Annotated in this window: 8 protein-coding genes; 7 read left to right on the forward strand and 1 reads right to left on the reverse strand. The window is 40.1% G+C overall.

Annotated features, from left to right (window positions below; translation table 11 throughout):
* Positions 1 to 42: 42 nt before the first annotated feature.
* Positions 43 to 1,596 carry an AbgT family transporter gene (locus N482_RS01985; RefSeq protein ID WP_063375493.1) on the reverse strand — a complete coding sequence of 518 codons (1,554 nt, stop codon included), beginning with the start codon at positions 1,594 to 1,596 and terminating at the stop codon, positions 43 to 45.
* 220 nt (positions 1,597 to 1,816) lie between these two features.
* Here N482_RS01985 and N482_RS01990 point away from each other — a divergent pair, with 220 nt between their 5' ends.
* The 7 genes from N482_RS01990 (at position 1,817) to N482_RS25100 (ending at position 6,878) form a co-directional block, all read left to right on the forward strand.
* A complete protein-coding gene (locus N482_RS01990; RefSeq protein WP_063375494.1) occupies positions 1,817 to 2,659 on the forward strand; it encodes an HDOD domain-containing protein in 843 nt (280 codons plus the stop codon).
* Positions 2,660 to 2,934: 275 nt separating this feature from the next.
* The gene (locus N482_RS01995) at positions 2,935 to 4,482 is read left to right on the forward strand and encodes a response regulator (protein WP_063375495.1); all 1,548 of its coding nucleotides are present in this window, start codon (positions 2,935 to 2,937) and stop codon (positions 4,480 to 4,482) included.
* A gap of 573 nt (positions 4,483 to 5,055) precedes the next feature.
* Entirely contained in the window at positions 5,056 to 5,295 is a 240-nt protein-coding gene (locus tag N482_RS25400) for a hypothetical protein (protein ID WP_231100770.1), read from the forward strand.
* A 32-nt stretch (positions 5,296 to 5,327) separates the two neighbouring features.
* Positions 5,328 to 5,489, forward strand: coding sequence for a hypothetical protein (locus tag N482_RS25405; RefSeq protein ID WP_231100771.1), 162 nt, complete (start codon positions 5,328 to 5,330; stop codon positions 5,487 to 5,489).
* Positions 5,490 to 6,004: 515 nt separating this feature from the next.
* Complete coding sequence (locus N482_RS24670) at positions 6,005 to 6,142, forward strand: hypothetical protein (RefSeq protein ID WP_155730444.1); 138 nt, start codon at positions 6,005 to 6,007, stop codon at positions 6,140 to 6,142.
* A gap of 96 nt (positions 6,143 to 6,238) precedes the next feature.
* Complete coding sequence (locus tag N482_RS25855) at positions 6,239 to 6,364, forward strand: hypothetical protein (protein WP_269202097.1); 126 nt, start codon at positions 6,239 to 6,241, stop codon at positions 6,362 to 6,364.
* 340 nt (positions 6,365 to 6,704) lie between these two features.
* On the forward strand, positions 6,705 to 6,878 hold the full coding sequence (locus tag N482_RS25100) for a hypothetical protein (RefSeq protein ID WP_196763605.1): 174 nt from the start codon (positions 6,705 to 6,707) through the stop codon (positions 6,876 to 6,878).
* Positions 6,879 to 6,947: the final 69 nt, after the last annotated feature.

Genomic DNA, 6,947 nt, shown 5'->3' on the forward strand with positions numbered 1-6,947 from the left:
CTTGTGATCAAGAGACAGCTAGATTAGCGCCTTTTTTAGAACTTACCCAGCTGGGTAGATGTAGCTTGATTGCAGGCCTAATGGAACACCTAGTCCCCAATAAGCTAGCAAGAAGATACTCCAACCAACTAAGAAAGCGATAGAGTACGGGATCATTAGAGCAATTAGCGTACCAATACCCGTATTCTTCACATACTTTTGGCAATATACGACCACTAACGGGAAGTAAGGCATGAGTGGTGTAATAATGTTTGAACTAGAGTCACCTACACGATAAGCCGCCTGAGTTAAGTCTGGTGACAAACCCAACTGCATTAGCATCGGTACGAAGATTGGACCCAATAGTGCCCACTTAGCAGAGCTGGAACCAACAAATAGGTTTACAAATGCGGTCAGGAAAATAATACCAACTACTGTTACTGAGCTGGGGAGTGCAAGCGCTTTTAGAACTTCAGCACCTTCAATTGCTAATAACGCGCCTAAGTTAGACTGGCTAAATGCAGCAATAAATAACGCACAGAAGAACGCCATAACAATATAGTATGCCATGCTTCCCATCGACTTGCTCATCGCGTCAATCATATCTTTTGAAGACTTGAATGTTCCGACCATGAAACCATATATGGCACCAGGTATCCAACATAGTAAGAAAATTAATGGTACGATTGATTGCATCAATGGCGCACTAAACTCTGTTAATGCACCACTAGGGCTGCGCAAGGCTGAATCTTCGCCGCTTGCAGCATGTATCAAAAGCGCAATACCCGCTAACATCACACCAGAAGCGGCTAAGAAAGCTTTTTTCTCTTTTGCGTTTACTTCATCAAAAGACGGTAAACTGTTTGTGTCGCCATCAACTTCTGTATTTTTAAGTCTTGGTTCAATAATCTTATCTGTGATGTACCAACCTAATAGAATGATGAATAGGCTTGATGCAGATGTGAAAAACCAGTTATTCAAAGGGTTTACAGCAATCTCTGGATCAATGATTTGCGCAGCACTTTGGGTAAAGCTTTGCAATAACGGGTCAATACTAGAAGGGATAAAGTTAGCACTAAAGCCACCGCTTACACCAGCGAATGCAGCACCAATACCTGCTAACGGATGACGGCCCATTGCATAAAAGATAATGCCCGCTATAGGAATAACCAATACATAGCCCGCGTCAGTTGCAGTGTGGCTTACAATTGCAATTAAGATTATTGATGGCGTTAACAATGCTTGAGGCGTTCTTTTTAGCATTAGTTTTAGGCCAGTATTGATGTAGCCTGAGTGCTCAGCAACACCAACACCTAACATTGCAACCAAAACAACACCAAGTGGAGCAAAACCGGTAAAAGTTTTTACCATTGAAGCTAGGAAATTAGCGAGCGCATCGCCACTTAGTAAGTTGTGAACAACAATCGCTTCCCCTGTACGCGGATCAATTGCGTCAAAAGTAGTGCCAGACAGCATCCAAGATAGTAGCCATATCAGTAACATAGCTGATAGGAAAATGATGGCAGGATCGGGTAGTTTATTCCCTACGCGCTCGATCCCATTGAGAAAACGTGCAACTGCCCCACTCGGCGGCGCCGTTTCTGTTGATTGATTCATAATAGTTCCCAAACAATAAAATTGTCTAACCTTAACTTAACAAAGCTAGCGAAAGCAATATTCCGTTCCTGAATTACCAACTGGTTGGCTAAATTGCACGCAAAATTGCATAATTCCTTACGCTAAATCACAAAAAGAAGAAACAGACGGACTATACTAACCTTATTTCAGTGCCAAAAAAACGCGTCTTATATAGTAACGCATCATAAGTGGATTAGTTATGATAGAAATCGATAATATTGTTCTCAATGACGTAGAGAAAGGCTTTTCGCTACCTCCAAAACCTGAGTTACTCACGCATTTACATGAGCTCTTACAATCAGAAGAGCCTGAATTAGGGCAAATCGCTGACCTCATTGCAACCGACGTTGCTACTTCTGCGGCAGTACTTAAAGTAATTAACTCGTCCTCCTATGGATTTTCGCGGACTATAACAGATATTAAACAAGCAGTTATGTTTCTGGGCTTAAACAGTGTCGCCAACCTCCTTACCGGTTTTTTACTTAAGCAAGCTTTCGATCAGTCTCAATGCTGTATCAGCTTAGAACGATTTTGGGATACTGCCAATGAAATTTCAGAAATAGCAATGCTAATTGGTAGAAAAATGCCTGTCCAAGTGCCCTTAGAAAGCTTGCATATGTTAGGGCTGTTTCATGATGCTGGCATTCCGGCCATGGCCCTCAAGTTTGATGACTATGTCAATGTTCTTTCCAGCGCCAATAGCAACCATGATATGCTGTTAGTTGATCAAGAAAGTGCTATCTACAATACCAACCATGCCACAATTGGTTATTTCCTCGCTACGAGTTGGAATTTACCTAAGCCTATTTGCAAACTTATATTACGGCACCACGATTTAGAGTTTTTTAAAGAGCCTCATGAACAAGACTTTGCGTGCACTATGGCGGCACTAAAAATGGCCGAACATTTAGTGCAAATAAACAAGCGCTTTGTCTCGGTGCCTGATTGGGAACATTTAAAAACGGACATACTACATGTACTGGAACTGGACGAAGATGCTTATCAAGATATTAAAGACGATGTTGAAGAGTTATTTTCCTAGTTAGATGCCCCACATAAATTAATTCATCCTCTTTTACTTAACACCGCAGAGGGATAATTTCTGTGGTGTTAAGTTATCTATTGAAAAATAAATATTCATTTCAATCGTCTAGTTTTTATTGGAACGATCGCACTTTTTAAATAAATGTAAATGAAAGTGAATTTAGCTCTATGATTGCGAACAGAAAGCGATTAGAATAAGCGTTCCAAATTTAAGTACAGCGTTATTTTACTCGTAGCTTTCTAGAAAACTCTCAGGTCTTAAAAGGGAAAATTGTGCAACATAAAGATCTAAAAATTGCAATAGTCGATCACAATAGTGACAACATAAGGTTTTTAGAAGCTTTGCTAAATAAGCAAGGAATATCTCACGTTCGCTCATACCGTTCCGGTAGTACTTTTGAACGCTCGGCACGACAAAATAACTACGATATTGTTTTCTTAGATAATCGTATAGATACAACTAAAAACTTGTATGACCTTGTTAGTGAACTTGTGTCAGACGGCACCCTTCCCGCGACAACACGTTTCGTATATATGGCGCAAAGACAAAGTGCATTTGATTATGCCTGTGAATACCCTTTCCACAGTAACCAATTGCTTGAGGTCCCTTATACGCTCCAGGATCTCGTCACCATCCTAGAAGAGCACACTTTACAGGTGAAGGAGTTTAAGCAAGCATATGCCTGTATTGAAAATAAAAAGTACAAAAGCGCACTGCTTAAACTCAAAGAACTGCGCAAGCAGGAATACCCGAACTATTTAAAAAAAGCACGAAACCAACTATTAGTTAACTTACTTCTGAAGCTGGGTCACTACTCTTTAGCAAAAAAGCTGTTATTACCCTTAGCAGAAAGAAACATTCAGTGGGCTAAATGGTCTTTGTTCCATATAAACTATGAATTAAGAGACTTTGAAGCTTGCAAACAATTCCTTACTGAGCCGCAAACTCGACAAGATTACCCTGTACGGGTGTTTTACTGGCAAATATATATCGCTTTTCAAGCCAATAATAGAGAGCTGGCTACTGCACAAGTATTAGCATTCCCTGTTGAGGATATGTCTCCGAGTATGTTTAGATTGAGCTTAATGGTACTTCATGTGTCTAACGAGCTTGATGCAGTCGACAACCTAATAAAACGCAAAGAAAGGGTATACCAAGAAGATCCTGCACTGGCCACATTACTTACCGCACTCTCCATTAAACTTAAGCTGCTCGAAACGCTCAATACACAAAGTGAATTTAAGCCCAAAGATTTAAAAGTTAGGCAATTAGAACTTAAAGCGTTACTTACACACTCCGCCAGCAATATTCAGAAGTACTGTCCTGAAGAATTCAATCTAATGTTCGTGATGATGATGCTATTAGAAGGAAAATCTACTGAAGCGAGCAGTAAGCTGTTGCAACTTAGTCAAACTCTGCATGACCCGAGTGCTATCATCATGATTGCTTATCTATTTCATCTTTCAGGTGAAATGGAGCAAGCTAAAGAAATGCTGTTTAACGCCCACAAAGCACTTGGCAAACAACATCGAAACAGTCATTACGTTTTGGCGGGGCTAATGCACCGCGAGATATTTGCAAAAATATACCGAGAAGAAGCAACACAACAGCAAGCTTATATACACTTCGCATCCAAGTTATTTCATTCGGGAGAATTTAAAGACACAATAAAAATGTGTAGCAAAGCACTTCGCAGCGGCATAAACGATAAAGAGCTCAATGAGTTACTGCTTCGCTCTACCAAAGAAGCAGGATTGAAAGAACAAGATTACCTCCACTACTTCGCCCTCATAAGGCCTGAACAAACTGTGGTCAGTTAATACAAACATCTGAATTTAATGGTTATATTAACTTCACTTATAAATCAGCAAGACATCAAAACAACATCATGTAAATGCTCCTATTTTTGCATAAATTAACGTCCTCAGGTCGTTTAAATTATAAAAATAGGAATACTCAATGAAAACAAGTCTGCACACGATCTTATTGTCAATGTCAGCAATTCTCATCAGTAACCAATCTATTGCGAGCGAGCAGATTAGCTTGTTGGCGAATATTTAGGTCAAAAACAGCCAGGAAACACACCGACCGTTTTTGCGCCGGGCCATGTTTCAGGTAAACATCGAGATGTTAACGCTTTTTTCTCCCCTGACATGACGGAGTTTTATTTTACTAGGATGGACCTTAAGCTAGAAACTTGGGACTTAATTTCTTACACCTTACAAGACGGTCAGTGGCACGAATCGGTCGTGGGGCCTCGGGTTGGCAGGCCACTTCTCGCCCCAGATGGGAAAACCATGCACTTAGGCCAATACTATATGACCCGTAATCACTGTGGATGGTCACAATTAAAACGCCTTGACCCACCATTTTCTAGAAGAGACTGAGGGATTATGCGATTAAGCGCGTCTAAGTCAGGCACATATATTCTCGATGACTACAAAAGTGGTGACATAATTAGAATTTCCGAAGTAAAAAATGGCAAACGCCAAGCGCACAAAGTACTGGGGTCTGAAATCAATACCGGTAAGTACATGCCCACCCCTTTATTGCGCCCGATGACGCTTACATTATTTGGGATGGTGTCAGAGAGTCCGGCTTTGGCGATTCAGATCTATATATTAGCTTCATAAAACCAGATGGGACTTGGAGTGACGCATTAAACATGGGAGAAACGATTAACACCTCAATGAGAGAAGCATCAGCCAGCGTCACACCGGATGGCAAATACTTATTTTTTAATCGTGCAACTCAAAATAACGACAGCGATATCTATTGGGTTGGTGCACAGATCATTAAAACGCTCAAGAAACGCGTAAAAATATAACAGCTGCTGCTTGTAGCATTGTAATGTCGTTATACATGTTACAAGCCTCTCCTTCGCGTGCCTCCAACCAAACTATACAGAGTTACAAGCCTACTCTGTTGAATAAGCGTAGCCATAAGTTAGCGAATGCCCAATACACGATCACAATAAAAGACCGTAAGCAACAAACTAAGAAAGAAGTATAACGAGCTTTATTCAAATGAGTCAGAAGTTATATTTAAGGCTTCGTTTTTAAATCTAAGCAAACTTGTCTTAAATTCGCTTAGGTATTTGCTTGTCAATTGTGTCACTATCAAATGATTGAACCTGATTAGGGAGTTATAGATAGTATTTATGCCAATGCGGATGTAATGCTTGTAGCTAGGCTATGTACTAAATGTCATTTAGAAATGGATTACTAAGGCCCCACGCATGAGGCAACAATCATTTCTTCAAGTATTATTACTCTCTTAGCGATAGCAACCGTTGTTATAGAGACTGCCACCCCATTGCTTAAGCACCAATTGTACAATGCTATGTTTCAACTAAACCTTGATAAAAACCGAGAACAAGCAGAAAGGCTGGCTACTTTGGTTTCTATCGAATTAGAAAGAGGCGAAGATTCAGCAAAGGTGCTGGCCGATGTCCAGAGTATGCTAGAAAATACTTTGTAAAGTAATGAGCATTTTACCTGCATTATTGAGCACGAAAATAAGGTCATTGCGCATCCAAAGCCCTCTAACATCAACAAAGGCACCACAGGGTGGACAATGGACAACGGTGTTGAAATCAAAACATTTACTCAATCTGCAGGAGAAGGCATTCCTTTTGGTGGCGTGCAAACTAGAACCGATGGTTCCCAAGACATTAACTATCAAATTCCTATAAGCACATAACCTTGGGCTGTATCGGTTCATACCAAGCTAGATATAGTAAACCAACAAGCAAATGTTGATAAAATGAATGGGGCAATTCAGTTTAGTAGTTCATCCAGTGGCACCACATTTACCGTAAAATTACCAAAATAAACACGCCACCTTATGAAAAATTTTCAATGATGATTGTGAAGACGATCGATACTTACTAAAAAGAGTAATTAATAAACTGTGCATTGCTACTGAGATATTTGAAGTCGATAATGGCGAAGCTGCACTTAACTTCCTTGTAGCCTATGACGAAAACTTTAAAAAATTTAAGGGTGACTTCCCGCCCCTACTCATCTTTTTAGGTATTAATATGCCACGAATGAATGGGTTCGAATTTCTAGAGTCTTTCTCCGAACTAAGAAACGGTAATCCTAACTACTCGTCATTGGTGTTTACCATGTTTACTTCTTCAGAAATTGAGGAAGACAAGCAAAAGAACGTTCTTATACCTTTGTTTAAGGATTTCTCAATAGGGGGGATTTAACCCCTGACAGTCTAAAAAAATTACTTGAGTCATGCTTGAAATAAAAAAGCGGTAGTGTTCAAAAATCTG

It is taken from the genome of Pseudoalteromonas luteoviolacea NCIMB 1942 (genome assembly GCF_001625595.1).
Taxonomy (GTDB): Bacteria; Pseudomonadota; Gammaproteobacteria; order Enterobacterales; family Alteromonadaceae; genus Pseudoalteromonas; species Pseudoalteromonas luteoviolacea_A.

Coding starts and splice junctions, on each gene's coding strand:
- N482_RS25100 (WP_196763605.1), top strand. CDS start 6,705: ATGCCACGAATGAATGGGTTCGAATTTCTAGAGTCTTTCTCCGAACTA.
- N482_RS25855 (WP_269202097.1), top strand. CDS start 6,239: ATGGACAACGGTGTTGAAATCAAAACATTTACTCAATCTGCAGGAGAA.
- N482_RS01990 (WP_063375494.1), top strand. CDS start 1,817: ATGATAGAAATCGATAATATTGTTCTCAATGACGTAGAGAAAGGCTTT.
- N482_RS25405 (WP_231100771.1), top strand. CDS start 5,328: ATGGGAGAAACGATTAACACCTCAATGAGAGAAGCATCAGCCAGCGTC.
- N482_RS24670 (WP_155730444.1), top strand. CDS start 6,005: ATGTTTCAACTAAACCTTGATAAAAACCGAGAACAAGCAGAAAGGCTG.
- N482_RS25400 (WP_231100770.1), top strand. CDS start 5,056: ATGCGATTAAGCGCGTCTAAGTCAGGCACATATATTCTCGATGACTAC.
- N482_RS01985 (WP_063375493.1), bottom strand. CDS start 1,596: ATGAATCAATCAACAGAAACGGCGCCGCCGAGTGGGGCAGTTGCACGT.